At 69.1% G+C, this 24,388-nt stretch carries 29 protein-coding genes and 2 pseudogenes; 24 read left to right on the plus strand and 7 right to left on the minus strand.

Annotation, left to right across the window (positions count from 1 at the left end; genetic code table 11):
* The first annotated feature begins 66 nt into the window (after positions 1-66).
* The 20 genes and pseudogenes from AB0F29_RS06510 to AB0F29_RS06605 all read left to right on the plus strand — a co-directional run bounded on the left by AB0F29_RS06510 (position 67) and on the right by AB0F29_RS06605 (position 15,058).
* Positions 67-822, plus strand: a complete 756-nt coding sequence (locus AB0F29_RS06510) for a site-specific DNA-methyltransferase (RefSeq protein ID WP_361868037.1) — start codon at positions 67-69, stop codon at positions 820-822.
* A gap of 249 nt (positions 823-1,071) precedes the next feature.
* Positions 1,072-1,632 (plus strand): DUF4913 domain-containing protein, encoded by a 561-nt coding sequence (locus tag AB0F29_RS06515; RefSeq protein ID WP_361868709.1) that lies wholly within the window; start codon positions 1,072-1,074, stop codon positions 1,630-1,632.
* Positions 1,629-2,105: a hypothetical protein gene (locus AB0F29_RS06520; protein WP_361868039.1), complete on the plus strand. Its 477-nt coding sequence runs from the start codon at positions 1,629-1,631 to the stop codon at positions 2,103-2,105. The genes AB0F29_RS06515 and AB0F29_RS06520 overlap by 4 nt, the downstream gene beginning before the upstream one ends.
* Positions 2,106-2,144: 39 nt before the next feature.
* On the plus strand, positions 2,145-2,801 hold the full coding sequence (locus tag AB0F29_RS06525; protein WP_361868041.1) for a hypothetical protein: 657 nt from the start codon (positions 2,145-2,147) through the stop codon (positions 2,799-2,801).
* A gap of 22 nt (positions 2,802-2,823) precedes the next feature.
* Positions 2,824-3,579: a hypothetical protein gene (locus tag AB0F29_RS06530; protein ID WP_361868044.1), complete on the plus strand. Its 756-nt coding sequence runs from the start codon at positions 2,824-2,826 to the stop codon at positions 3,577-3,579.
* A gap of 248 nt (positions 3,580-3,827) precedes the next feature.
* Positions 3,828-4,070: an SH3 domain-containing protein gene (locus AB0F29_RS06535; protein ID WP_361868046.1), complete on the plus strand. Its 243-nt coding sequence runs from the start codon at positions 3,828-3,830 to the stop codon at positions 4,068-4,070.
* A 109-nt stretch (positions 4,071-4,179) separates the two neighbouring features.
* A complete protein-coding gene (locus AB0F29_RS06540; RefSeq protein ID WP_361868049.1) occupies positions 4,180-4,665 on the plus strand; it encodes a hypothetical protein in 486 nt (161 codons plus the stop codon).
* Positions 4,662-5,111: a hypothetical protein gene (locus AB0F29_RS06545; protein ID WP_361868052.1), complete on the plus strand. Its 450-nt coding sequence runs from the start codon at positions 4,662-4,664 to the stop codon at positions 5,109-5,111. The genes AB0F29_RS06540 and AB0F29_RS06545 overlap by 4 nt, the downstream gene beginning before the upstream one ends.
* Positions 5,112-5,121: 10 nt before the next feature.
* Entirely contained in the window at positions 5,122-5,541 is a 420-nt protein-coding gene (locus AB0F29_RS06550; protein WP_361868054.1) for a hypothetical protein, read from the plus strand.
* Positions 5,542-5,588: 47 nt separating this feature from the next.
* Positions 5,589-6,395 (plus strand): winged helix-turn-helix transcriptional regulator, encoded by an 807-nt coding sequence (locus AB0F29_RS06555; RefSeq protein WP_361868057.1) that lies wholly within the window; start codon positions 5,589-5,591, stop codon positions 6,393-6,395.
* The gene (locus AB0F29_RS06560; RefSeq protein ID WP_361868060.1) at positions 6,392-6,901 is read left to right on the plus strand and encodes a hypothetical protein; all 510 of its coding nucleotides are present in this window, start codon (positions 6,392-6,394) and stop codon (positions 6,899-6,901) included. The genes AB0F29_RS06555 and AB0F29_RS06560 overlap by 4 nt, the downstream gene beginning before the upstream one ends.
* 44 nt (positions 6,902-6,945) lie before the next feature.
* A complete protein-coding gene (locus AB0F29_RS06565) occupies positions 6,946-8,142 on the plus strand; it encodes an MFS transporter (protein ID WP_361868712.1) in 1,197 nt (398 codons plus the stop codon).
* Positions 8,143-8,165: 23 nt separating this feature from the next.
* On the plus strand, positions 8,166-8,498 hold the full coding sequence (locus AB0F29_RS06570) for a hypothetical protein (protein WP_361868062.1): 333 nt from the start codon (positions 8,166-8,168) through the stop codon (positions 8,496-8,498).
* A 40-nt stretch (positions 8,499-8,538) separates the two neighbouring features.
* Positions 8,539-9,336, plus strand: a complete 798-nt coding sequence (locus AB0F29_RS06575; protein ID WP_361868064.1) for a DUF317 domain-containing protein — start codon at positions 8,539-8,541, stop codon at positions 9,334-9,336.
* 89 nt (positions 9,337-9,425) lie between these two features.
* The gene (locus AB0F29_RS06580) at positions 9,426-10,691 is read left to right on the plus strand and encodes an ATP-grasp domain-containing protein (protein ID WP_361868066.1); all 1,266 of its coding nucleotides are present in this window, start codon (positions 9,426-9,428) and stop codon (positions 10,689-10,691) included.
* A gap of 38 nt (positions 10,692-10,729) precedes the next feature.
* A pseudogene (locus AB0F29_RS06585) lies at positions 10,730-11,584 on the plus strand (DUF317 domain-containing protein).
* A gap of 75 nt (positions 11,585-11,659) precedes the next feature.
* Positions 11,660-12,079 (plus strand): hypothetical protein, encoded by a 420-nt coding sequence (locus AB0F29_RS06590; RefSeq protein WP_361868068.1) that lies wholly within the window; start codon positions 11,660-11,662, stop codon positions 12,077-12,079.
* Between the two features lie 51 nt (positions 12,080-12,130).
* On the plus strand, positions 12,131-12,916 hold the full coding sequence (locus tag AB0F29_RS06595; protein ID WP_361868070.1) for a DUF317 domain-containing protein: 786 nt from the start codon (positions 12,131-12,133) through the stop codon (positions 12,914-12,916).
* A gap of 33 nt (positions 12,917-12,949) precedes the next feature.
* Positions 12,950-13,996 carry a SpaA isopeptide-forming pilin-related protein gene (locus tag AB0F29_RS06600; protein ID WP_361868072.1) on the plus strand — a complete coding sequence of 349 codons (1,047 nt, stop codon included), beginning with the start codon at positions 12,950-12,952 and terminating at the stop codon, positions 13,994-13,996.
* Positions 13,997-14,167: 171 nt separating this feature from the next.
* Positions 14,168-15,058 carry a hypothetical protein gene (locus tag AB0F29_RS06605; protein ID WP_361868075.1) on the plus strand — a complete coding sequence of 297 codons (891 nt, stop codon included), beginning with the start codon at positions 14,168-14,170 and terminating at the stop codon, positions 15,056-15,058.
* A gap of 127 nt (positions 15,059-15,185) precedes the next feature.
* On the opposite strand, the gene AB0F29_RS06610 is transcribed toward AB0F29_RS06605, so the two are convergent.
* Entirely contained in the window at positions 15,186-16,118 is a 933-nt protein-coding gene (locus tag AB0F29_RS06610) for an aminoglycoside phosphotransferase family protein (RefSeq protein ID WP_361868078.1), read from the minus strand.
* 527 nt (positions 16,119-16,645) lie between these two features.
* Between AB0F29_RS06610 and AB0F29_RS06615 the strand changes: the two genes are divergently transcribed.
* The 4 genes from AB0F29_RS06615 to AB0F29_RS06630 are packed head-to-tail and all read left to right on the plus strand — an operon-like array spanning position 16,646 to position 19,619.
* A complete protein-coding gene (locus AB0F29_RS06615; protein WP_361868081.1) occupies positions 16,646-17,074 on the plus strand; it encodes a DUF317 domain-containing protein in 429 nt (142 codons plus the stop codon).
* Positions 17,075-17,085: 11 nt separating this feature from the next.
* On the plus strand, positions 17,086-17,367 hold the full coding sequence (locus AB0F29_RS06620) for a hypothetical protein (RefSeq protein WP_361868083.1): 282 nt from the start codon (positions 17,086-17,088) through the stop codon (positions 17,365-17,367).
* Positions 17,368-17,369: 2 nt separating this feature from the next.
* Positions 17,370-18,170, plus strand: a complete 801-nt coding sequence (locus AB0F29_RS06625; RefSeq protein WP_361868085.1) for a DUF317 domain-containing protein — start codon at positions 17,370-17,372, stop codon at positions 18,168-18,170.
* A 42-nt stretch (positions 18,171-18,212) separates the two neighbouring features.
* A complete protein-coding gene (locus tag AB0F29_RS06630) occupies positions 18,213-19,619 on the plus strand; it encodes an IS110 family transposase (protein ID WP_361868088.1) in 1,407 nt (468 codons plus the stop codon).
* A 365-nt stretch (positions 19,620-19,984) separates the two neighbouring features.
* Here AB0F29_RS06630 and AB0F29_RS06635 read toward each other — a convergent pair whose 3' ends face one another.
* The 6 genes and pseudogenes from AB0F29_RS06635 to AB0F29_RS06660 form a co-directional block, all read right to left on the minus strand.
* On the minus strand, positions 19,985-20,674 hold the full coding sequence (locus AB0F29_RS06635; RefSeq protein WP_361868090.1) for a hypothetical protein: 690 nt from the start codon (positions 20,672-20,674) through the stop codon (positions 19,985-19,987).
* A gap of 77 nt (positions 20,675-20,751) precedes the next feature.
* Positions 20,752-21,201 (minus strand): hypothetical protein, encoded by a 450-nt coding sequence (locus AB0F29_RS06640; RefSeq protein WP_361868092.1) that lies wholly within the window; start codon positions 21,199-21,201, stop codon positions 20,752-20,754.
* Between the two features lie 85 nt (positions 21,202-21,286).
* The gene (locus tag AB0F29_RS06645) at positions 21,287-23,008 is read right to left on the minus strand and encodes a mobilization protein (protein WP_361868095.1); all 1,722 of its coding nucleotides are present in this window, start codon (positions 23,006-23,008) and stop codon (positions 21,287-21,289) included.
* On the minus strand, positions 23,005-23,631 hold the full coding sequence (locus AB0F29_RS06650) for a hypothetical protein (protein ID WP_361868098.1): 627 nt from the start codon (positions 23,629-23,631) through the stop codon (positions 23,005-23,007). Before AB0F29_RS06650 ends, AB0F29_RS06645 begins: the two co-directional genes overlap by 4 nt.
* Before the next feature lie 319 nt (positions 23,632-23,950).
* Positions 23,951-24,142: a hypothetical protein gene (locus AB0F29_RS06655; protein WP_361868100.1), complete on the minus strand. Its 192-nt coding sequence runs from the start codon at positions 24,140-24,142 to the stop codon at positions 23,951-23,953.
* A pseudogene (locus AB0F29_RS06660) lies at positions 24,139-24,388 on the minus strand (hypothetical protein); the annotation flags it as partial. The gene AB0F29_RS06655 and the pseudogene AB0F29_RS06660, both read right to left, overlap by 4 nt.

Genomic DNA, 24,388 nt, shown 5'->3' on the forward strand with positions numbered 1-24,388 from the left:
ATCCCCCGGGTTCGCCTGCAGGGTGAGAGTTTCCCTCTGTCCTCACACCCGAATCGGGGTACCTTTTTGCCTTTTTCCCTGCACCAGGGCGACGCCCTCCGCATCCTCGCCGGACTTCCGGATGGCTGCGTCGACTCCGTCATCACTGACCCGCCGTACAACAGTGGCGGCCGGACCGCGAAGGAGCGCACCAGCCGTTCGGCCAAAGCGAAATACGCCTCTGTCGACGCGAAGCGTGAACTCCCTGATTTCGAGGGGGAGAACATGGATCAAAGGAGCTACGGATTCTGGCTGACGCAGAACATGACGGAAGCCCACCGCCTCACTCGCACGGGCGGTACGGCGCTCCTCTTCACCGACTGGCGCCAACTCCCTATCACCACGGACGCGATCCAGGCAGCGGGTTGGCTGTGGCGGGGAGTGCTGGCCTGGCACAAGCCGCAGGCGAGGCCCCAGAAGGGCCGCTTTACACAGAACTGCGAATTTGTTGTCTGGGCCTCGAAGGGGCCGATGGACGCATCCCGAAACCCTGTCTACCTGCCCGGCCTCTACAGCGCCTCCCAGCCGTCGGGGGCGAAGCGGCGGCATATCACCCAGAAGCCCGTCGAGGTGATGCGCGAGCTGGTCAAGATCAGCCCCGAAGGCGGTACGGTCCTCGACTTCTGCGCCGGATCCGGATCGACGGGTGTCGCCGCCCTTCTGGAGGGTCGCGATTTCATCGGCGTGGAGAAGACCGAGCACTACGCGGCCATCGCGGCCGACCGACTCACGGAGACGGTCCGCGAAACCCTGACCAGGGACGACATGGTCCTCACGGCCTGACGGCTGGGCTTCGGCCTCAAACGACACCCGCGCAGGCCGCCCGGGCATCGAGACCTCACCTGCACCCTTCCGCGGTCCGTGGAACGCCCTGATTGACCACGGATCCGCCCCCTCTCCCACCCTGCCTTCCAGGAGGCCCTCCAACCCATGCCCGAATCCACGGAACACGACCCGGCAGACGGGGAACTGCAGCCAGTCCGGATTCCAGATCCCCAGCTGGAAGGAATCGAAGCAAGCGTCCGCCGACTGATGGACCAGTCGGCGCAGCAGGCTCAGCAGCTCGACCACCTCGCCTCCCCTCCGGCTCCCCGCGGGCCCTCACCGTTCGCAGCATTCGGAATGCCGACGCTCGGGGGGCCCCCGCCGCCCACGCCGCCGGAACCCCGCCCGATCCTGGAGCTGGACGGCGAAGAGCGGGAGGACGAACTCGATGCGCTGAGTGACTGGGTGGAGGACTTCTACCTGCCCGTATACGGAGCCGAAGTCACCACGTCGTCGCCCTGGTGTCTGCAGTGGCGGGAACACGACGACGTGGTGGCGTGGCTTCACGCACTGTGGATGGCCTACACACAGCACAAGGACCCCGAGGCAGGTCTGAGTGGCCTGTTCGTCTGGCACCGTGATTTCCTCACGCACGCGACGGCCGCGGTCCGCGCACCCGGTGGGCCTCTGTCCGCCTGCATGACCTCCCCGGAGCGTCCCGCCCACCGGCTCCTTCCGGGGCCTCCGTCCTCAGCCCGTACTCAGCAGGCGGCAGCACCGGACCTGGCCTCCGACGAGCCCGCTGATGCCGGCGAGCTGACAGCGTGACCGGCGGGGCGCAGCACCGGGCGGCCTTCGGGCTGAGCTTCGATCCCCGCGCGCTGACCGATCTCCTCCAGGCCCCCAGCGACATACGCGACCTCACCCTCGCCTACCTGCAGGATGTCGTGACCGCCCAGCGCTTCGGGATCCGACTCACGGGCGACCTGGAGGGTTATCGGAAGCTCTTTGTCGACTCCCGCAAGGAGTGGCGCGTCGTCTACGGCCTGCGCCCGGCACCCGAGGAGTCCACCCACCAGCGGGACATCCATGTCGTAGCGATCCGGCCACGGGCAGGCAACGACATCTACGACGAGGTCGGGCGCCGTCTGGGGATGATCCGCCGCCCGGTGAGCTCGCAAACTCACGCAGCGCGCTCCCACCCACCGCAGCTCCTCACTCGCAGTCGGGCACCGCTGCCCACCGCCCTTCCGCCTGCCGCTCGCTCTGCACAGAGCGCAGCGCACCATCAATCTCGCTGATCACTTGGAGCTTCGCCCATCTCTTCCGACCTTGCGCCGTTGTCGTCCCTGGACCGTCGGATCGAGGCTGCCACCGGTACGGACATCGACACCCTCTGGGCCCGCCGAGACCGTGGCGCGCTCGACGAGCCAGACGCCCGGTTGGTCGACGTCCACCGCCAGCTCGTCGACGCCACGACCGGCGTGACCTTCTATCGCGTCATGCTTCACCGCCTGGCCAGTGGCGAGCATCCTGTGGACGGCGCGTTCTTCGAAAGCCTCGACCGGATCATTGAGCAGCTGCGGGAGGCCGCGGACGTACGCGATTCCCGTGCCCGGCGGGTGCTGGCCGCGCTGGAACCGATCGAGGCAACCCTCGGTGCGGCAGCGGTCGGCGAGGCGCTTTCCGCGGCGGACCAGGCCGCTCTGCAGCTGATCACCGGTGGAGCCAAGCTCTATCAGCACCTGGTCACCGGTCAGTTGGCGGTGACGACTGCCTCCGGGCAGCGCGTCTCCTACACCGACCTGCAGCACCTGGAAGCCGCCGGTCTCGTATCTCGTGATTGCGGTCCGCCCGTCCACGCCGGACAACCGGTCGAGCTGACAACAGCGGGGCGAGCCGCTCTCCTTGCCGCCCGCCGGCAGAGCCCGCCTCCGACGACGAAGGCGGCAGCGCCGCCTGGCGCCTGGCCGGCCACCCCACCACTTCACCGCTGACCCGCGTATGAAACGAGTCCTTTTGTCCTCACCCCCTTCGCCGTCCGACCGCAGACACCCACCCGAAGACAAATTCGACTTCCACATCGACGCCCTCGATGCCGATGACGAGAAGTACCGCGACTTCTACCACCACGTCTCGGTACACCAGGACAGTTACGTCCCGCTCGCCGAACACCACAGCGCCAACGGGGTGCACAGCTACTACGTACTGTTCGACCGCAGCGCCACGTACGGCCATCCCGGCGACCCTCACCTCCTCGCCGTTCACCTGCGCCGAGACGAGGCGAAGGCGACCTTCGACTACGAGTACGCCCAGCTTCCCCTGGTGCCGATGGCCCAGTCGTGGCTCATCCACCGAGGCTGCCCCGCCGAGAAGATCGGCATCTCCCACGAGATCGGACCGCGGCCCGCGGACGAGATGACCAGGGCCCTTGAAAGGCGCCTTGTGAGCGACGGAGATTGCTTCGCGATGGGCCTCTCCTACACAGAGGACGATCCGGACGACATGGTCACCCTGGTCGTGCTCCGCGCCCTGGACGAGCGGGCGCCCTCCCCGTACCGGGTGCTGGTCGAGGAGGCCGACGTCGACCTGAGGACGTACACCCTGCGCGAGGGGGGCTTCAACACAGTTGAAGAAGCCCGGCACTGGTACACCGAGCGTCTCAGCGGTAGAGCCGGCCCGCTCCCGCCCGTCCGGCCTACCTCAGCGTCGCCGACGCAGTCGGCGATGCCGGCAAAGCCACCGGCTGCGCGTCCGCCCGGTCGCCTGTTCTGAGAGTCGCAGCACGCGGAGGCGGGCGAAAGGTAACCGACGATCGCCGGTTGGCCAAACCGGCGATTGTCCGGATGCTAATTGGGTCGTCGGGAACGCTCCCGTCGCACCTGATTTCCCTTTTCCTTCGTGGAGGTTCTTTCCGCATGCGCTCAACCCGAATTGCTGTAGCAGCAGCTGTACTCGGTGCACTCACCCTTCCCATGGCTGCAACAGGGTCTGCAGCCGCGAGTACGGCACCGGTATCGAGCATGGCTCCTGTCGAACGACCGTGTGAACGGCCCGGCCCGTGGATCATCGGTACGAAGGCCGTGGCCATCCGCTCCAAGGCATCAGCGAAGTCCACCCGAGTCGGCATCCTCTACCGGGGTCACAAGTTCTCCGTGCACAAGTCGAGCGGCGGATGGCGCTACATCACGGACAAGACCACCGGAGTTAAGGGATGGGTCTCCGGAGCGTGGGTCTATCGCGACGTCCGCATGTGCCTCAACTGATTTGTTCCGCAGCGTAGTCCCCCCGAATCCGACGGCTGGCCGGACCGTCAACCAGCTGCCGTCATCTCTTTCACCAACCTGGTTCTTCCCTTTCCTGAAAGGAGACTTCGTGTCCGAGGACATGACCGACGGGCTGGACGACATCGTGTCCGTGCTCACCGACCGGATCGAGACCCGGTTCGGCATGAGGCTGGACCTGCTGCGCAAGGCGGTCGCTGCGAGGCCGACGGCCTACCCCGCCGCCACCGAAGCCGTCACCTGGCATGGGCGTCTCGTCGAGTCCCAGGCTGACCTTGACCGTGCCGAGGACGCGCTCCTAGCTGTCCTGGACACGCAGTCCAGGGAGATCGACGATCCGGCGCTGGCCCTGGCCTTTCAGGTGGACGCGGCTGTGCAAATACGCGACGGCCGGGCGATGGTCCTCCGGCTCCTGCTCGACCCGGATGCCCCACAGAAACAGGGGCTCGCCGCTCAACGCCTGGCACGGCTCACCCGCGGCGACCGCACCGGGCCTGCCGTCTCGGCCAGCGCCCCGCCCCACTCGACCACCTCCGTGCCATCGGTACCGGTGGCGGGCAGGAGCGTGCGGAGGTGAGCGTCCGATTCAAACCGAGCTCCGCCGACGGCCAGCTGCAGGACGTCTTCGGCGTCTCGGTCACCGAGCTGTACGAGAAGGCGATCAGTCCCGATGCGTCACCGGCGGTGACCCGGGCCCTGGAGCTGCGATCCTTCCTGGCCCTGGCCGAGGAGCAGGTTGCCCGGGTGCGCGACCGGGTGCACAGCGCGATGGCACCCGACCGCGACATGGGCGAACTGTCCGCGGACGACCTGCGGTTCGACGCGCAGTGGATGGACGCGGCGCTCGACGCCCGGGCCGGCTACCGGACCGCACTCGGCGACCTCCTGCGCACCATGCCGCCCCTCCACCAGCAGGCCCGTCCCGTCCGACTGGCCCAGCAGGCGATCACCGCCGCGCTGCCTCCGGCCTCGGCCGCTCCGACGCCCCCGCGCGCCGGGGCGGCCGGAAGCCGACGACCGTGAAAGCTCTCTATTGCTCCACCCCACGTCCACTGAAGTAGCCGCCCAGCTCGAAGAGTTGTACGGCGCCGAGCGGTCCGCGCTCGAACTCCACGCCCAGGATCAGCCGCCCGGCATGCTTTCCGCTCTGCTGACCATGCACGACGACCTCGCCTTCGCCGAGCGAAGCATCACTTTCCACCGGGAACGCCTCGCCCAGCTCGTCCACCCCGAGCGCCTGCTCGGCGCCCACGAGGTCACCCACGTTCTCGACTGCGCCCGACGCCTCGCCGAAGCCGTCGCCATCCGGGACACCCAGGCCAAGACGCTCACCGCCGTCCTCCAGAGCCTCGGTCGCGTCACCGCACCCGAACCGGGCCCGGAGACCGCGCCCTGCGCATCCGCCGCGCTTGCGCCGGGGCCCCCTGCCGCGAGCCCGGCACGAAGCCGCTGACCTCCAGCAGTACCGCACGCCTTCCGCACCCACCCAGGAGATCGCCCATGGCTCTCACCGGTCTGCCCCCCGACACCGACGCCGACATCGCCCGAGTCACCGAGGTGCTCGCCATGATCACCCCACGGTGGAACGTCCGGATCATGCTCGCGCTGTCCGGCCGGCCGATGCGCTACAAGGAGATCGCCGATGACGTCTCCTGGCTGCAGCATGGGCAACTCCACCCGAGGCTGCGGGCCCTGTGCGACGCCGGCTTGCTCGAACGAACCGAACACACCACACGGCACGTCACCTACGGCCACACCGAACGCGGCACCCAACTGCTTCCCGTTCTGCCGCTGATCGTCACCTGGGCCGAGGCATATCTGGAACAGCCGGAGCGTCCGCTGCCCGCGATCGAGCAGATCGAGGACAGCCTCACTCTCCTCACCCGCCGGCATGCCGCAGCCATCCTGTGGACCCTGCGCGTGCGCGGCGAGGTCAGCGGCCGAGCGCTGGCAAGGATCTCCATGCCCGACCGCGACTGGACCAACGTGTACCCGCCGCTTCGGCAGTTGGTGACCGACGGCCTGGTGCACACGGAAGGAATCGGACAGCCCTACCGGCTCTCCGAAGCGGGCAACGGACTGGCCCCGGTCCTCGGTGCCCTGTCGGCGTGGGCCGCCGGACAGCCCCTCGCACAGGCGTCCCACCACCCCGTCTGGGGCCGCACCCTCACCGAACCCGCCCCGACCGCGTGGATCAGCAACCCTCCGCGCCCGGCGCCGTCGGCGTGGCACAAGCGCGACCTGTTCTCCCACGCCTCGCACATTCACCCGAAGTCCGCGCTCGCGACAGGAGCACCGCGCCGATGACCAGCACGACCACCGACCTGCAGCACGTTGTCGGCCGGCTTTCCGCACCCGGCCTGATACGCCTGATCAGCGAGATCGACGACCACGGGCCCATACCGCGGCGCGGTTTCACCCGATCCTTCCCCGACCTGGCCCGGCACCAGATCCGGCACGCCGTCAAGGAGGCCCGCGACCTCGCCCTCATCCATTCCACGGGCGAGCACCACCTCACCGAGGCCGGTGAAGCCCTCGCCGAGCTCTACGATGCGGCGGCACGCTGGGGGCGGCAGCACCAATACCCCGCGAAGGAAGGGCACTTCACCCTTCGGGTCAGCAGCGCCCTGGCCCTGCTCGTCAGGCCGGAGGAATCCGCCTGCCTGCCCTCCACAACACGGCCGGAAGCTGCTGCGGACGCCTCCACCGCACCAGGGCTGGAGGAGCTGGAGGCGGTACGGAGCGCCCTGCTGCAGTGGTTGAACGACCACTCCCGGGCCCCGCTGCGCACCGCCTACGAGACGGCAGCGTGAGCCGCCGGCCACCACCCCAGCACGCGAAACCCCCTGCCCCCGGCGTGGTCGCGGGCCTCTACGTACCGCGGGCAGCGGACGCCGCCGCTTCCGCCATGACCACCTACGGGATCCCGCTGCTGGTCCTGGCGACCACCGGCTCCCCGGTGCTGACCGGCTTGGCGTTCGCCCTGGAATGGATCCCCCGGCTCGCCGCGTTCGCCGCGGCCGGAACCCTGGTCGACCGGTACGGGGTCGCACGAGTGTTCCGCCTGGCCGCGCTCGCCCGAGCGCTCGTGGTGCTGACGGCGGCCTTCGTCCTCTCTACGAGCACGGGAGGGCCGACGGGAACGGTCACGGTGATGGTGCTGGCCGCCGTGAGCGGCATCGCGACCGAGTGCACTTTCATCGCTTCCGAAACGGCTGGGGGAGCAGCGAGCCGCCAGGCCGGACGCCGTGCTCACCGGGTGCAGTCGGTGCTGATGGCGATCGATCAGACCGCCACCCTCGCCGGCCCCGTCGCGGCCGGACTCCTCCTGCACTGGAGCGGAGCGGTGGGCATGCTCAGCATCCTGGCGGGCCTTTCCCTGCTGGGCACCGTGCTCGTACCCCGCCACACGCTCACAGCAGCAACTTCTTCGGTGTCCATCGCCGGGGGGCTGCGGACCGGCTGGTCCACGCTCCGCTCCCTGCCGGCTCTGGTCTGGCTCGTGGCCGGGCTGGCTCTCAGCAACTTCGCCGCCGGGGTACTGCAGGCCGCGATGCCGATCATCATCGTCACCGACCTGGGCCGCTCCAGCGCGGACGCCGGGCTCATCTGGTCCGCCGCCGCCGTCGCGTCCCTCCTCGCCATCACCGCCACCCGAACCGCGATCGACCGATGGGGCCTGTGGGCCGTCGGAGCGGTGGCCGCGACGATCGCCGCGACCGCCACCCTGGCCGTTTCCCAGGCGCACACCTACAACGGCTACCTGCTACTCATCGCCGTGCTGATGGCCGGCGAAGGCGGCATGGTCGTCGTCCTGCGCACCCTGCGCTCCCAGCTGATCCCGGCCGACGTGTTCGGCAGCACCCTGTCCGTCACCGCCCTCCTGCTCCTGGCCCCGTTCCCCGTCGCGGGCCTCCTGGTCGCCGCCGTACCACCCGACCACCTCGGCCACGCCATCACCGGCGCCGCGATCCTCCAGGCCCTGGGACTGGCCACGGCCTTCACCCGACTGCGCACGCTGCCCGGTCTGCGCGCACCCGCCCGACACCCCTGAGACGCAAGGAACCCTCGGCGCCCATGCCCCCTACTCAGCAGCAGCTGCCTGACCTCGGCCTCGGTCACCACCCCGATCACGGCACATGTACTCCCACGATCACCCAGAGGTTCCACGCCTTCGACACCGAACATCCGTGGATATACGTGCGGTTGCAGAGCCTCGTCGCCCGCCGGCTGGCCGCAGGCGCCACGCGCATCGGCATGAAGGCGTTGTTCGAGGCCCTGCGCTGGCAACAGCCCAGCGGAGTGAAGGGCCTCAACAACAACTACACCGCCCTGTACGCCCGGAGGCTGATCACCGACCACCCCGAATGGGCCTCCGCCATCGAGATCCGCCGCCGACGCAGCCCGTAAGGGCGGCTGCCCTGCCCAGCTCAACAACCGACGGAAGTGCATGCCCGAACCCATCCACACGCCCGAGGGAGATGTCCACGTCTTCCCCCGCTACCTCGCCGGGCTGCCCGGTCACGCAGACCCCAGTTTTGAACCTGTCGCCCACTGGCCCCACTACCACCTGGACGAAGGAGAGTGCCAGCTCGTCATCGCGTCGCCGGACCACCGCATCAAGATCGGCTGGTTCGGAGACGATTACGACATCTGGCAGATCAGCGCCGCCAAGGACGCGGTATCGGCAGCTACGTGGACAGCACGCATCAACCAGAACACACCCCCCGAGCTCGTGCACGGCCTCACCAGCGCCTTGGCTGCCGAGTACGACCCCGAGAGCGAGACGTTCCTGAAGTCCAGCTCCTACCGATGGACCGACGGGGTACAGCCCCTGCTCGATGCCGGATGGGAGCGCCAACCCCTGGCCCGGGGCCTCGTCAACATCGTCTCCCCGGACAACCTGGCGGGCGCGACCATCGACATCGTCAACAGTGACCCCACCGCAGATGCGGTGACGCTGTGGGCCGGCCCTCCCGGCTGGGGCACCCGCGCCGAGTTCGTCTTCTCCGCGCGCACCCCGAAGCACCTGATCGCGGCGACGGCCGCTGAGTTCGTCAACCCCGCCCCTGTCGTCCGCGAGGCGCGCAACTTCCCTCGCCGACTGGCCCAGCTCGCGACCCTCGCTCCCGTCCCGCAGGTACCAGCAGCTCGTAGCGGCGCCACTACGGGCAGGCGGAGCGCTGGTGCGGACGGCATCCCCCGGCCCGCGTCCGTCCCCGCCTCGCCTGCCGGCCGCCGCCGATGAACTCGCCGGGCACTGAACACTCTCGCCCCGCCACTTCGCCGAGACGCTCGGCGGATCCTTGCCTACCTCTACATTCCCGGAGTAACTGCTTGTCCTCGTCCTCTCGTACCGTTCTCGTTGTCTCCTCCGGTGACGAGGTCTATCGCCGCTACTGCCTGGAGCAGGTGGCCGCCGCCTACCGGATTGTCCTCGTCTCAGACGCACGGCCGACGTGGCAGAACGAACTGGTCGCCGACTGGGAGATCGCTGACATGAGCGACCCGGATGCCGTGATCACCGCAGGCCGCATCCTCGCCACCCGCCACGACGTGGCCGGTGTACTCACCTGGGACGAGTACCAGCTCGTCCCCGCCGCCCACCTCGCCCGGATCCTGGGCCTGCCGGGTTCCGACCCCGAGTCGATGCGCGCCTGCCGGGACAAGGGGCGGACGCGGGCACTTCTGCACGAACACGGCGTCGGGTCGGCCGCTTCGATCCGCGCCGACTCGATGATGGAGGCCCTGCTCGCGGCTGATTCCATCGGGTATCCGGTGGTCCTCAAGCCCGCCTCCAACGCGGGCAGCCTCGGGGTACTGCGCGTCGACAGCTCCGGCCAGCTGCCAGACGCATACGCGTTCGCGTTCGCCGGCACCCAGGGGATCGGCAGCGAGTCCGACGAGGTACTCGTCGAGGAGTTCCTCGACGGCCCGGAAGTCTCGGTCGAGTGCGTCACGCACCGAGGGATCACCGCCGCAGTTGCCGTCACCCGTAAGACGGTTGATTTCGAACCGTACTTCGAGGAGATCGCCCACTCGGTCGATGCCCGCGATCCACTGCTCGCCGAGGTGGCTTCCGTGGCCACCGCCGCCGTACGCGCCCTCGGAATCAGCACCGGCATTCAGCACGTCGAGCTTCGCCTCACCGACCGCGGCCCGCGCATCATCGAGGTGAACGGCCGGATCGGCGGCGATCTCATCGGCCGTCTGGTCCTCCTCGCCACCGGCCTCGATCTGCCACGGATCGCCGCCGATCTGGCATGCGGCACCGCACCCGACCTGACGCCCACCCGCAGCCAGGCAGCGGCCATTCGGCTCCTCTACCCGGACACGGCCGGAACGATCGCCCGCCGCTCCATCGACGCTTCGTTCGCCCAGACCACGGAATGGGTCGAGGAGGTGCGCTGGCTGCGCGATGCCGGCGACCGCGCGGTCCTCCCGCCCATCGGCGACGTCGACACGGCCCGCATCGGCCACATCCTCATCACGGCTCCCACCGCCGGTATCGCCCAGCAGCGCATCGCCCTCGCCCTGGACCACATAGCCATCGAGGTGGACACCCACACCGAGCCCGAGCGCCCGACCAGCCCGGCGCGGTGAACCACCCGACTACCTGTTTCTCCTGAAGGCGGCCCCGCATCAGCACAGATACTGACCTCGACGGCGACGTATTCATCTCACCCCGCCACCTCGCCGCGGCCCTCTGCACCGGGGATCCCGCCCTCGAACCCCTCACGGACATCGGCTGGGACCTCCAGCACGACAGGCTCGGCAACGTGTTCGTCACCGCCCCCGACCGGCGCGTGCGCCTCGGTTACCTGCCGGAATGGGAAGACGACGGCCTGTGGCGCATCAGCGGCTTCAGCGATCCTTTCGGCAAGCCCGCCTGGGGGGTCTGCTTCAACGACAGCTGCCCCACCGAGATTGTCACGGCGTTCACCCACAAGCTTGCCGAGCTGTACGAGCAGGGCCCCGACGCCTACCTCGCCGCACCCATCCCCGACCACCCGGACCGGGACCCGTTCTTCGCCGTCGTACCGCTCATCAGGGGCGGCTGGAACCTCGAATCGAACCGATGGGGTGTCCTCGCCGTCCAGTCACCGGACAAGCTGGCCGCCCTGGAGCTGACCACCGGAACGCTCGACCCCGGGGGCGAGCTGACTATGCGCGACGCCCGATGACAGCTCTGGGCGGGCAACAGCATCAACGCCCCGGCCTGGTACGCCACGGCCTCCACCGACACCCCCATCGCTCTGCTCCGCGCCGTCACCGAGTGCGTCGCCGACCCGGCACCCCTCGTCCGCTGGAGAGAGGAGACGTACAGCTACGTCCAGGACCTGGCCACGGTCACTCCGGTCACTCCAGAGCGCGCACGGCCCCCGACACCGCTCGACGTGCGCCACGCAGTCGCCCGCCGCCTGGCACCGCTCCCCGCCGTCAGCGTCCCCCGCTGGAGCACCACGACCAGTCGCCCGGCTCTGACACGCCGTTGAGACACATGGAGACCCTCCCTGTCCGTACACGCCAAGGAGTTCTTCGACGAACTCGGCCTGCCCTTCACCGGCACCGTGGTCAGCGACAGCTACATCGCCACACCCGTACCCGGATCGCCCCTGCGCCTGCGCATCGACTTCACCCCCGGCATCTACACGCACTCCTACGACGGCCTGCGCCTCAAGCTCCTCCACGTCGAGCAGGGACCGATCGACGAGATCGTCCTGAGGTTCACCGACCACCAAACGTTCCGACACCGTGACGCGACCACCAGCGGGACGGCATGGCCCGGCACCTTCCGCCGGGGCACCGAGAGCGGACCCCCGCCATGGGAAGGCGCCGACCTCCGCAGGCTGCGCAGCGCCATCGTCCAGTACACCGACGCCTGGATCTCCGGAGCCTGGAAGGCGCCCACGCCGGCCGGTGCCGCCGGTCGCCCCGCCCAGGCGATCAGCACACCGGCCAGACCCCGAACCGGCGGCCCCGCCCGCTGACCTGTCCGTCCCGCCCACCGCCGGGCGAAGCCACCCCGGGCAGGAGATCCCGTGCCGCCTGACCCCTTGACGAACCTCGCCCCCGACCAGAAAGTGAAGGTCCTTCCCCGCCACCTGGCCGGCCCGGGCCCCGTAGCCCCCCGCCGGGTCTGGGGCGTCCCCACCGACCAGAGCTGGCCGTTCCACCGAGAGGAGGAAGGAGGCCCGGCCGCCGCCATGAGCCCATGCCTGCGGCTGTGGACCACCTTTGAACCTCAACCCGACGTGCCCGGATCGGGCACATGGACCATCGGAGCCAAGCGCGCTCCGTCCGGCCCCGGAGCCTGGCGGATCACCTTCGACGCCACCACCCCCGTCGAAGTGCTCAGCGACGTGCACATCGAGCTGCTCGATCTGTATCTGGAAGACCGGGACAGCAGCAAGGGCGTGCTGTTCGAGGACGCCACGGCACCCTACGAGGCGTACAAAACCTTGCTCGCCCGTGGCTGGAGCCACAGCGTCGAGACGAACGGCACGCAGAACTTCCGTTCCCCCGACGGCCTGGGCGCCGTACAGCACCGGTACGCCAACATGGGCACGCGCAAGCCGGCGTGGACCGCCTGGGCCGGGTCTCCGGGCGACCGGCTCTGGTCCGCGAGCTTCTCCATCGGCACACCTGCCTCCCTCGCTGCCGCCCTCACCGCTTCGCTGGTCTCGACCGAGCCGGTCCATCGCGCAGTCAAGGACGTGCCGCTTCAATCCCGACAGCACCTCTACTTTGCGACAGCAACACAGCCGACTGCTCCCTCACCCGCGGTCCCGCCGCCCGTCGGCGCGACCCGCAGCCGGACCCGCTGACCTCACCCGCCTCATCAAGGAGCACTCCTCCCCTTGCACGCCCGCATCATCCGCCGCGCGATCCGCTCCGCCGCCCTCGCCGCCGCCGTGACCGGCACCCTCACCTGGGCGCCATCCGCGACCGCTCAGTCCACCGAGCCGACGCCCTCCTCCCAGGCCCCCACCGAGAACTCAGCGCCCGAGGCCGGCAGCATCGCCATCACCAAGAAGGACCCAGCCGGAGACCTCCTCGCCGGAGCGGAGTTCCTCCTCCTGGACGCTGCCGGCCAAGAATCCGGACGCGGAAAGACCGACGCCCAGGGAGACCTCACCTTCCCGGACCTCGCACCGGGCGTGTACCGCCTCACGGAGACCACCTCGGGCAGCCCGATCCACGACGTCGTCGCCGACCAGGACGTCATCGTGGCCCCTGGGGTCACTGCCCGCCTCACCATCACCGACCCGTTCAAGGCCGCACAGCTCGTCCTGAAGACCGCGGACGACAAGACCGGCAAGCTCCTGCCCGGCTCGACCGTGAACGTCGGCAGCGGCGACACGACCCTGCTCACCCTCACCACCGGCCCGAAGGGCACCGCGTCCGGCGAACTGCCGATCTCCAGCCGTGCGGGCCACTTCTGGGTCCAGCAGATCAAGGCACCCCACGGCTACGACCTCTACAAGCCGAAGAAGACGTTCACCGCCGCCCCCGGCGCCCCGGTCACCGTGACGGTCACCAACACGAAGACTGCGACGAACCCGCAGCCCGATCCGTCGGACAAGCCCACCAGCACGCCGTCGACACCGGAGGACAAGCCGAACGAGGAATCGCCCCGCGCAGCGAACCCCGCACCGGCGAAGAGCAGCCCCCCGCAGCCCACTTCCTCAAACGCCACTACGCCAGCCTCGGAGGACGACAAGGACGACACGCCCCCCACGGCTCCGGCGCCCAAGGGCTCCCTCGCCAGCACGGGCGCCGGCGCCACACCGTGGATCATTGGGGGTGCTGGCCTGCTCGTCGCCAGCGGCATTGCGACCGTGATCGCGTCCCGGCGTCGCCGGTCGGCGGCGGCTTCGCCGACCGACGCTGACGCGACCAGTTAGCCCACCCTCACACCTTCGTAAGTTGACCCCCGGGATTCCTCCTGGGGGTCAACTGCGTATAGCCGGTAAACGCAGACCACCGCAGGTACTTCGGGAAGCCCGGCACCGCACCCGGTGGAGCGCCTAAGGTCTGGTAAAACGAGCGACCGGCGAACAGAGGACGAGGGACCCGTGGCAGGAATGGCGGCGCAACGCGATACCGGACGGTACCTGTACTGGTCCGAGCGCCGGGTTCGCGCCGTGGCCGAGGAGATTGGCCTTTCACTGGAACGCGGCTGGCAATGGTCCTTCACGCTTAGCCTGCCCATGACGCAGTTCCAGATCGGCGAGCGAACACGCTCCCAGAACCGGTTGCGCACAGCCCAGAGAATCCTCCGAAGGCTAGGGCCCCTCGCTGCCACCGTATTCGACGGCCCCACGCCGGTCTCCTACACACAGGGCACCGGACACGTGGAATTCGCCGAGTTCGTCGGCAACTACGCGGCGAACAAAGCCGTGCTCTGCCACACCCGCACCCGATGCCACGAGGGGCGGGCGGTGGATATCGTCCTCTTCGGCAGCATGGAACACGTCGAAGGCTTCCGCACCGGAGACGCGATCGACGACGGCTGGGTCTCGTCCGCGGCCCCTGCGATCGAGGAACTGCTGCGCACGCGAGGGACTGAGAACACCTGGCAGTGGGACGACGACCAGTCCCGAGCCGTGGAAGCCCTCAAGATCGCAGTGCAGCAGGGGGAACAGCGCGGCGGCGCACACGACGGGCGACCCTGGACCCGCGGCTACACCCTCGGCCACGACCGCCAGGCTCAGTGGTGCGCCGAGGTCTACGCCGATGTCGTGCTGGAAGACAGCCGCTGGGCCAACGAGCTCGCGGCGGACATGGGCCTCAACGACGTACACCGCATCGTGATCGGTGCCCCGCTGTGGATCCGGGCCCTACGGACGGACACTCTGGTCCGATACCAGGGCGGCGCCAACAGTTGGCTCCGTCGACTGCTTGGCCGCCGGCGATCCACGGTACTGAGAAACCACTTGCCCCTCTCGGCTGGCCGAACCGACTGAACCATCGTTACAACGAGGCTCGCGCACCGTCCGTCGAATGATGTGGCCACCGTGGACGGGAAAGCGACTAGTACTCCAGCTGTAGATCGCGATCATCATGTCTGGGATGCGGCTTGTCGCCGGTGCTCTACGAGCGTTCGGTGAGCAACTTCGCCAGGCGGTCGGCGAATTCGGTGAGCCAGTCCAGTCGCGGTCCGCTGCGGGCAATACGAAAGCCGTGGCGCCGACCCCAGAACGCAGCCTGGACGGCATGGAACTGGGCCCACCGCTGGACGCGTTCACGGTCGAGTTCCGCGGCCTCGGCGAAGACGTCCAAGACGCGGTGGACAGCCTCGCACAGGTCATCCGCTTCGAGGAGCGTCAGCGCGCGAGACTTCAGCAGCGTGCCGCCGTCATAGGCGGGATCTCCCACGTACCCCTTGGGGTCGACAGCCAGCCATGGCTCCCGGCCGGCACGCAGGATGTTCCGGGCATGAAAGTCGCCATGGATAAGGGTGTCCGGCTGGGCCCGCCCCAGCTCCCGAACGGTCGCCACGGCGGCACCCAGCACCTGACACGGCAGCGCATGCGTCAGCTCATCAGCGTCCTTGCACAGCTGCTCCTCCCAGGCATCAGCCTGCTCACGCAGCCGAGGCAGGCCGGGCGGTGCGGGGATAGCCAGGCGGCGATTGAGCCGCCCGGCGACCGTCACCACCTCGTCGCCGTCCTCGACCTCCGCCAAGGTCGACGGCTGAACCCGCTCCAGCAGCATTGCGAAGTGCTCGTCGTCGCGCTCATGCAGCAGGACGGCGCCGCACCCGCCCCACGCAACGAACGCATCCGGCTCATGGACATTGCCGGGATGCGGAAACGACACCTTCAGCACGGCGCTCTCCTCAGCCCGTCGGCGTACCGGAACGATGACGCCAACACCCCCGTGCATGACCTCGCCATCTGGTACGCACCCCCAGCGCCCCAGCAACTCCTCCACGATCCCAGGCAGCTCGGCGAGCCATACCGCCCCGGCCTCCCCCTCGCGGTCGACGGTGCTCTGTGCGAACTCCTCTGGCATCGCGATCATCCCGGCACCCTACGCGCCAGCCCGACACAGCCACCACGTCCAAAGCTGGCCGCTACCGCCGCCCGGCAGACCGCACACTTCGAAGATCGCGATCTACAGCTGGAGTGCTAGGCGGTGCGCTGCCGCCGCGCGAGGCCGGGACGATGTGGGCACTCTCAAGTTGAGAGGCCGAGATCGGCTCGTGCCCGCAGAGCTGGCAGGCTGAGCCTGCAGCTTGTCGGGCCTTGTCATTCGTGTGAACACTGCCACCACACCGAAAGTCTCCACGGCCCAACCTCCTGATTCGAGTCCGGCCGTTGAACGCCCTGTACGTGCAGCGGCCGATCACTATGAAGAGCCGCGAGCCACCTGCTCTGATGACGTCCGGGCCGGACTTTCTCGACCAATTTCTCCGGGGCCCGGTGGCCTCGTGTGGCAGTTCGCCCGGGGCAGACATGAAAGATCGCGGAAAGACTGGCCAACGAGGTCAGGGGCATGTCAACGTAGACGACCTTCCCGGAAAACCACAGGTCAGAGAGGTGACGCCCGTGACTGTGGCTCCCGTCCGCCCGGTCGGATTCGCGACTACGATCGAGGATCTACGGCTGCACGTATGGTCGCTCGGCCCTGGCCAGCCGTGCGACGTGACGGATCTCTTCTCCGCCGAGAACTTCCACTTCATAGTGGACGATCGCGCCGACGTCCACGTGGCGAGCAAGGACGGCCGCTTCTACTTGGGTTGGTACCCCAAGGGCCGCCGAGGCTCGCCGAGAGAAGGATGGAAGCTCGTCGTCACCGGTACCGGAGACGAGCTTGGCTACCAGGCATCTTTCGACCGGGAGACGCCGGCCGACATCGTTGCCGCCGCCGTAGCCCGCGTCCTGGAGACCGCCCAGCCCGTCGATGCCTCGAACGCTTGGGGGCATCCGACTCGGCCGCCCTCCCTTGAATTCACAGAACAAGGAGGCCCCTCGTAGTGGATAAGGAAATGACCGTTGGCGAAGCGATCGAGCTTCTGTCCGCCTGTGACCCGAGCGCCCGGCTGCGTTTGGCGATGAACCCATTCTTCCCGATGGCCCATCGTCCGCAACAGGTCATCCAGTCCGCGGACCAGACCGGTCACCCCGTTGTCTACCTCGCCGAAGGACGGGACGCGGACACGCAGCTCGGGCACCTCCCGCCCGAGGTCGCCGTCGAACTGGCCTGGCACTCCTCAGTACAGCCACCCCTACGCCGCGCCCGTCGCTCTGCCGGCGCGAACCGCACTTAGCCTTGGAGGCGCCTCTGTACCCCGATCGCCCACACGACCCGTCCGCGTACTGGGTCGGCCCCCGACACCTTGCCGGGGACGACGGACGTCTTTACGACACCGTCGCAGACGCCCTTGCCGGCCTCGGCTGGTCGAGCCTGACGATTGTCCGCGGACAACGCATGCCGGAGGAGGCAGCGAAGGACCGCAAGGTCCTGCGCAGCACCGTCCTGCACATCAGTCCCGACACCCTCCGGTGGGCCCAATGGTCCCTGCCGGACGAGCCACTGGAGCTGGGTGAGCGGCCGGTCGCCTGGCAGGTCTCCGCGCGCGCGGACACCAGCTCCCCGCTCGCTGCGTGGTCGGCCCACTTCACCCTCGACGTACCGGGCGAGGTCATCGTGGACTTTCTGTTCGCGCTCGACGCCCGCGAACAGCCCGCCCTCCCGCTCGGTGGCCCCGAGCTGGTCCTCGACGCGGTGACCGCGCACGGGTGGTTCCGCGACTCCGACCAGCCCGACGCCAGTGCGATGGACGCCACCCTCACGTCTCAGATCAGACTCGGCGAGGTGTCGCCCCTCATCCAGGACGGTGACCCGCGCGCGCTGACGCTGCAAGCCGATGACATGGGGCCCCGGGGATGGCAGGCGTTCTCCGAGCCGGTAATGGGTCGGCCTCTCCTGTGGGTCGTCTCCTTCAGCGCCGGTGTGCCGCACGACCTTGTCGCCTCATTCGCGCAGGCACTCACCTCCAGCGCACCGGTCCTGCGCCGGGTTCTTCCCGAGAGCACGCGGGACCGACTCCTGCGCGCCCCTGCCGGCTGAGGTGTGCGGCGGTCTCCCGCCGCACACCACCGGTCTGTCGGAGTGCTTTTGCTATGTGGAGGTGGGTACTTGTTGTACGCAGGCTGCGACTGGTCGGACCGGTGGCTGGACGTGGCCGTCCTCGACCGGTCCGGATCCGTTCTCGGGGAAACCCGGATCATCTATGCCGAGGCTCCGGACCCGGTCGCCCGTTACAAGGAGTTCCTGGCACCACTTGGGCGCAGGTGGCGAGGGACCATCACCGGTATAGAGGACGTGGGAATCCTCTTCGCCCGGTCCCTGGCAGCATCGGGACTGCAGGTTGTTCATGTGGATCCCACCCGCGCTGCTCGTCACCGCGCCGCGTTCGGGACGTCCAAGACGGATCGCGCCGACGCGAGGCTGATCGCCTCGATGACCCTCGCGGGAGAGTTCCGGCCGGTCGTGTTGAACTCGCCGGAGGCAGAGGCGCTGCGGGTGGTGGCACACGCGCACCGGGCGGCCGTGGAGGACAGGGTCGAAGCTCTCCACTCCGTGCGCGCCGCGCTCATGCGGATCTGGCCGGCTGCCGTATCGGCGTGGCCCGCTGGTGTCGGCGGGCTGCGCAGTGCCCAGGCGAGAGCCGTCCTTGCTGCCGCCCCGAGCCCCCGGTCCGCAGCCGGGCTCGACCGAAAGCGCCTGGGGGCGATACTGGAGGCGGCGGGCCGGACTCGGACGGTCGAGGACGAAGCCGAGCGTCTCCGCATGCTCTTCTGTCGCCCGGTGATGCTGCTCGATCCGCATGTCGAAGACGCCGAGTCTGTTCGGATCAGGCACTATCTTGCTGTCCTCGATCGGGCGGTCGAGCGGACCGACGTCCTGGCACGGGACCTGGAGCAGCGTTATGCCGCCCACCCGTACCACCAGTTGGTCTCCTGTCTGCCGGGTATCGGCACCACGCTCGGTGCCTACCTGCTGGCGGAGATCGGCGATCAGCCCGTTGATCGGTTCGGCAGCGGACGCGCCCTCGCTGCCTACGCCGGGGCGAGTCCGGTCACCTGGTCGTCCGGCCAGATCGTCCGAGTGTCCTTCCGCCGCGCATCGTCCACGCACTTGAGGAGCACCGTTCACAAGGCGGCCTTCTCCATGACCAACCACTCGCCAGGAGCCGAGATGTACTACCGGCGGCATCGAACGGCTGGTGATGCTCACGCTACGGCGCTGAGAAAGCTGGGGCGCAAGATCCTTTTGTGTCTCTACCACTGCATGGCCTCCGGCACGCCCTACGACGACGCCGTCGCGTTCGGGTACGACCCGGCCGCGGTCGACGCTCGTGGTGTTCGGCGCGGTAAGCCACTGGACGAGGAGCAGATTGTGCGCGCCCAGCGCATGTTGCTTGCCCCCGGCGTGAGCGTTACCGACACGGCACAGGCATTCGGGGTGAGCAGGCAAACGATCTATCGGCACGTCCTTGGCCGACGTCGAACGTGATGACCGGACGTGTGCAGTCGCTCGGTCCGAGGGCGGAGGCGTTCACCGTACGGCGGTGAAGGCCCCCGCTCTCGGCCAGAGCGGGAGAGGCGGGCGGACCGTGGTACGCCCGAAGCCAACCCCGGGCCCCGAGCCCCAACGTGGGAGTGGCGCCCACGGCCCCCGCCCGCCTCGCCTAACCCGTGAGCACAGTGCGTCGAAGCGACCGGTGTCCGATCCAGCGCAGCCCGGCCTCCTCCACCAGGGAGCCGGGCTTCGTGCGTCTCAGCCGACGGGGGCTGCGGTGGGCAGCTGACCTGCCCTCGTGAGATGCAGCAGAGCCCCGGCCCGCAGAGCGGAGCCGGGGCGCGCGGAACCAGTCAGGTTCAGCGGGCAGCGGCCTTGGTGAGGGCGCTGTCGATGTGCCGGTCCACCAGTGCTGGCGAGCCGGAGATGATGACCAGCACGCTGCCGTCGCGGATCGCGGACTGTTTCACCACGGTGTCGCGTCCGCCGACGGAGAAGGTCATCAACTGGCTCCACCGCTCGGCGCCGAGCTGCGGCGCGGGGACCTTCTGCGTGGTGATGTCGATCGCCGAGTCGCCGACGAGGACCTGGTATTGCGGGCAGCCGGTCATCGCGTCGTAGATCCGGCTGGCGCCGACGGACAGCTTGGCGGGTGCGTCGCTGTACAGCTCCTCGGAGATCTCCGAGGAGCTGCTGCCGTTGTAGGCGAAGGTGGTCTTCGCCTGCCGGGTGAAGTCGAGTGATCCTCCTGTGGCCGCGTCGCCGCCGAGGTCGTTGAGTGCAGGGCAGCCGAGGACGGTGACGTCGTCGTGCTGGGCGGGCTGTTCGGGCTTGCGTGTGTAGCCGCTGCCGAGATCGCTCTCGTTGAGCAGGCGTTCCTCCAGCACGGCGGAGGAGAGAGGAGCCTCGGTCTGTTCGGCGCTGGCCGTCTTCCCACCACCTGACGGGGAAGAGACGGAGGCGGGCTGCGCCTCGGTGGAGCAGGCGGGCAGGGCGAGGACGGCGAGGGCGGTGATGCCGAGGGCAGTGGCGGTGACGCGTACGCGCATGGAGGAACGACCCCTTGAAGCTAGGTGACGGTTGGGCAGTACGGGCCCATCGCCCGTTGGGGTCGTAGGAGTGGGGGTCAGTGGCCGAGGTGCCGGAGGCCGTCCTCGAACGTGGCGTGAGACGCGTCTGCGGGGCCGGCGTTCCTGTTGTACCAGGCGGTGTCGAGGCGCGGCTCGTGCTGCTGATGGCCTGTACGGCAGCGCAGCCAGACCTGGTCGCGGGTGGAGAGGACGAGCCAGTCCCGGTACGTCCCGCACTCGGCGCAGGCGACCAGCTCCTCGTCCAGCACGATCGGCCACGGCCATGCCATCATCCGCCCGTCCAGCTGGTCGTGGCTCGGGACTCGCAGCTCCGGCGGGGGGAAGTCGTCCACCTGCATGGTCGGTTCCGCGGCCCGCAGCAGCTCGGCTCGCGCCCGCTCCACCTCCGGCGGCACCTGGCCCTCCAGCCGCGCCCACATCTCGAAGTGCCGGCGCTCCGTCTCACTGGGTCCCGTGGTGCGGCGGCGGCGTATTCGCTCGAACACCTTGCTCGTCCTCCCTCGCTTTGTCCTGCACGCAACATGATCGTGCCCTAACTCCCGCACCCGCTTCAATTCACACAATCCACAGTCACGGTCTCCCGCGCCGGGGCTTTGTCCGCTTGGCCGCCCGCTCACCCACCGTGGGTGCCGAGGACTTGCGTCCGTGGCTACTGCTCAGCTGGTCGCTGGTGTCGGCAGGCAGGCCCGCAGCCCGGCGCAGCCGCCAGACGAGAACGTCGGAGACCGACTCGGCGGTGGCGAGTTCCCGCCGCCCGGCGGCATCGCCCAGCAGCTCGACCGGATCGTGTCCGGCTGCTTCGACGTCGGTGAGAGTCGCAGCGAGCGCGTACCAGCCCGGCTCGCCGAGCACCCGCTCGGCGAGGGCCGGTACCGCATCTCGCAGTATCCCGGCCTGCCGTACGGTCACCGCGCGGCCCAGATGACGGCCGCGCTCGTGGAGTGCAGCGAGGGGGTGGGCGGCGGCCGTCCGATAGGCGTTGCGGAGATGCTCGGCGGCCTGTCGGGCGGCGGCGGCCTGCTGGGCGTGGCCCTTCCTCGCATGCCAGTGCGCGGTCGCGGAGATCAGGAAGAACAGCATGTCGATCGCCATAGCTGTGGTCGCTCCGTCCTCCCCGCGGCCGAGAGCGGGCCCGCCCTGGACGAGGGTGCGGGCGGCCTGCCGCAGTGCCCGATCGTGCCCGCGTAGGGCGCGGACGTGCGAGCGGGAGGCTCGCTCGAAGGCCGTTGCGGCGTCGTGCAGTTCGCGACGGGTGTGTGCCGCCGACGTCTTCGCGAGGGCATCGAGGACCTCGCCGGCGGCGGCGATGTGGGCGGCGGCGACGGCGTCGTCGCCATGCTCGATGACAAGGATGGCTTGCCAGACGGCAGCGGTCGTGCCCCGGCGTGCTGCGGCTGGAGCGCTTGGTCCCGTACGGCTCGCCTCCTCCTTCTGGGCAGTGTGAGTGGCCTCGCCATCGGTGGACCAGCGTTCGCGGATGCGGGGCAGCGAGAGGTCGGGGGCGAGGCGGGCGCCGGGGTAGAACACCGGCTCGCCCTGGGCGTTGACGTCACCGACCAGGGCCACCTTGTAGCCGAGCAGGTCGCCGGACGGTGCGGTGCGCTTGCGGATCAGGAGACCGGCGGCGGCGAGCCGACCGAAGAATTCCTCGTCGCTCGTGGCGCCGGCCACTGCGCGTCGTACGGTTTCGCGCAGCTCCTCGCGGGCGGTTCGCTCCCGGCCCTGCCGTTCGGCCTTGCGGAGTTCAGCCTTGGTGGGCCGTTGCGCGGCCGTGCCGTCGCCGGGCGCCACTTGGTGGAGACTGAGTTCCTTCTCGATGAGCCGGGCTTCGGCCTGCGCGCGGGCGCCGGAGCGGAAGTCGTCGGGGCGATGGCCGTCCTCGGTGACGAGGGTGGCGATGATATGGATGTGGTCGTCGGCGTGCCGTACGGCGGCCCAGCGGCAGCCGGGCTGCCCCTCGCCGGGGTCGATGCCGGTGGCGGCGACGATCCGGCGGGCGATGCCGGCCCACTCCTCGTCGGACAGGATCCGGTCGCCGGGGTCGGCGCGTACGGAGGTGTGCCACACGTGCTTGGCCGGTCGGGCGTGCTTGGCCAGGGCCATCACAGGCTGGTCCAAGAGCTGCTGGAGGTCGGTGAGGGTGGCGTTCGTGTCGCGGCCCGGGTCGGGGGACATGCCGTCGAAGGAGGCGACGAGGTGGGGGTCGATGTGGTCCTCGTACTTACCGGTGTCGTAGAGGTAGTAGAGGAGACCCCGGGTGTCCGACCCTGACGGGTTGACGCTGGGGATCATGATCCGTGCTGCTTGATCAGCCGTGTCAGGGCCTCGTGGGCGGTGTCGGCTGCACGCCGCACGGCGACGATGGCCGCTTCGAGCTGGGGAGCGTCTGCGCCGGAGTTGAGGGCCTTGGTCATCTGGTTGAGGTTGCTTCCGGCCCAGCCGAGCCGTCGGCGGCTGTCGAACAGGGCGGTGATCACTTCGCGTTCGTCGGCGATCTCGGCGCTGGTGCGGTCGAGGTCGCGTGCGGCGGCGAGTGCGGCACGGGCGAGGAACCCGGCGACCGACAGCTTGCAGCGGGCGGCGGCGGATCTGATCAGGGCGTATTCGTCTTCGTTGAATCGCGTGGCGGGCTGGCGCAGGCGCTTCTTCTCGGGCGGTTGACGCGGTCGCTGACGGGTGCGAGGAGCGCGCTCTCGGCGGGTGCGCGGCTGCGTCTGCTTCTCCTCCTGCTCCGGCTTCGATCCGCCCCCGGTCGAAGCCTCAAGGACCTGCGCCCCCCGGTGCAGGTCCCCTCCCGCCCCCTCGGGGGCGGGATTGGCGGAAGCTATGCTTCCGCCCCAACTTGCTCGCCCCGGGACCGAGTTGGACTCCCGCTGAGGTGCCGGGGCGGTGCCGTACTTGTTCGGGTTCTTCATCGACGGTGGGACCTCGTGGAGCGGATTCGGTGCTGGACGGCCGCAACCAGGTCGACGACCTCTGCGGGTCCTGCGAAGCAGCGGACGGGTCCGTCGGGCTGCTCCTGGATGAGCCAGTGGCCGGTCGGCGTGAGAACGGCGGCGTGTAGAAGACCTCGGCGGACCAGAACGTCCGCCCAGGCGCTCGCCTCGGTACATGTGGGAGAGGACGAGCGGATCGGACGAGGAATCAAGGGGGTGCCTCCTGGCGCAGATGGTGAGAGGAAGTAGCTGCTGCCTTGACGGCTGGTGAAGGTTGTGACCTGCTGCTTTACGGTCGTCAGCCACATTCGGGGCACCGCTGGACGTGGCCGCTCAGCGCCTTGGCCATCCGCTGTTTCGCTGCAATCGCCTGTCGCGCGCTTGACTTCGCCGCCGGTCTACCAGCGTGCCAGCGGGAATGGTTGGTCATGCAGCTGATCTCCATCTCATGCTCCGCGCGGAGCGAAGCGAAGCGGGAACAGGTCTTCATCTGGCGGCACTCCCTGCGGTTGACTCTTCTGTCGCGTCCCGGAGCTGCTTCAGGACGAGGCTCATGCGGTTGTTTCCGACGCCGGGAAGCTTCTGGGTGCGGATGATCTCCCGCACCTGGACCCGGGTTACCGCCGCGTTCCGGTCCCGAGCGAGAACGGCTGGCACGTGCGGACGGACCTGCTCGACGACGTCCTCGACAGACATCTCGACCTGGCGCGGTCCTCGGTCCCCGGTGGGTTCGGTC

Origin of the sequence: Streptomyces sp. NPDC026589 (assembly GCF_040638385.1) — a bacterium.
Lineage (GTDB): Bacteria > Actinomycetota > Actinomycetes > Streptomycetales > Streptomycetaceae > Streptomyces.